This window comes from Mesorhizobium sp. WSM4844, assembly GCF_055811775.1.
In genome coordinates, this window is record NZ_JBVVQB010000135.1 from 1 (window position 1) to 1,795 (window position 1,795).

The window sequence follows — 1,795 nt, forward strand, 5'->3', positions numbered from 1 at the left end:
CCAGATTGCCGTCCGGCAGATAACGCGCCAGATCGCCGCTCCGGTACAGCCGGTCGCCCTCCACAAACGGGCTGGCGATGAACCGCTCGGCCGTCAGCTCGGGACGGTTCAGATAGCCACGCGCAACCCCCGCCCCGCCGATATAGAGCTCGCCCACCGCCCCGAACGGCACGGGAGCACCATGGCCGTCCAGAAGATACACCCGCGTGTTCGCAATCGGACGCCCTATCGGGAGCCGGCCAAACGTCTCATCAATCGCGGTAATCTCGCAGACTGTCGCAAAGGTTGTCGTCTCGGTCGGACCGTAGCAGTGCAAGAGATGCTGCGGTCGGCTCCCCCTCAAGACCCGTGCTACTGCCGCCACATCAACCGCATCACCGCCGACCAATAGCAACCGCAAGCTTGCCAGCGCCGGGCCTAAATCATCAGCGCTCTGGCTGAACAACCCGGCTGTCAGATGCAGAACGGTAATGCCATGCTGCTGAACCAGACGGCGCAGCACCTCTGGCTGCAGCACATCAATTTGTGGAATCACAACCAGGCTTGAACCGTGTAGCAGCGGTGCCCACACTTCCAGGGTACTGATATCAAACGCGGGATTGCCCACCCACGCCACACGATCACTCGAGCTGAACTGCGCATAGCCATTGTTGATGACGAGCCGGTTGACCGCACGGTGAGCAACAACAACCCCCTTGGGAAGGCCGGTCGAGCCGGACGTGTACATCACGTAAGCGGCAGCCTCGGCGCTCAATGCCAGGCCAGGATCGGCACTAGACCCTGCTCCGGTCATGAGCGGCTCAATGGCCAGAACAGGGATCGTCACCTCAAGCAGATCATCATCGTCACTCTCGCTAAGCACCAGGCGCGCAGCACAATCGGCCATCAGCCATTCTTGTCGCGCAGATGGAAGAGCGCGATCAATCGGCACATACACTCCGCCCGCCTTCAGGATCGCCAGCTGCGCCAACACGAGGGCGACGGAGCGGTCCAGCACTGTCGCAATGTGATCCCCCGGCCTGACCCCAAGCCCGATCAGATGGTGGGCCAGCCGGTTGGCCCGGGCGTTGAGTTCGCCATAGGAGAGCGCCTCGCCCTCATGAACCAATGCCACCGCCTCGGGCGCCTGGCGCACCTGTTGCTCAAACAGCTCGTGGATGCAAAGATCCGACGGATAGTCCGCGTCCGTCCGGTTCAGCTCCTCCAAAAGGTAGGTCCGCTCCTCGGGCGACAGCAGCTCGATGCGGCCGACCGGCTGCCCGGCATCGGCAACCACAGCGCACAACAGATTCTGCAAATGCTGCGTCATACGGTCGATCTGCTCCGGTGCTAATCGACTTGCATCAAAATGCCATCGAAAGTTCCCATCCTGAGTGCAAACCTCAAACGTCAGCAAATCGCCGCATGGGGCTGACCCAGCACTTTGGCTTGTCGTCAGATCGCCAGCGACAGAACAGCTGTCTGTCGTGATTGTGATGCCAATCGGCCAGGGCTGGTGCGACCGTAGTGCCTCCACACCTCGCAATGTCGGGCAGCGCGCGATAAGATCCCGCGCGAAGCTGCCGTGCTCCGTCAGCCGAGCGAATTCGGCCGCCACCGCCCTGCGCACTTCCTCAAAAGTATGTGCAAGATCAATGGTAACTTTGATTGGCACGACAGAGGCGATAAGCATCTCCACCGCTTTCGAACCGGCTTGCGATCTATCCGATGCAGGCGTGCATCCCAGTTGAAGCTCTGCTTCTCCCGTGATGCGGGCGAGATAGATCAGCCAAGCCGTTACCAAGTATTCCGTGCG

General features: G+C 61.0%; 1 protein-coding gene. It reads right to left on the reverse strand.

Annotated elements, in window-relative coordinates; all coding sequences use genetic code 11:
- The coding region (locus AC0L2A_RS36065) for a non-ribosomal peptide synthetase (RefSeq protein ID WP_473612941.1) at positions 1-1,795 on the reverse strand (1,795 nt) is incomplete at both ends.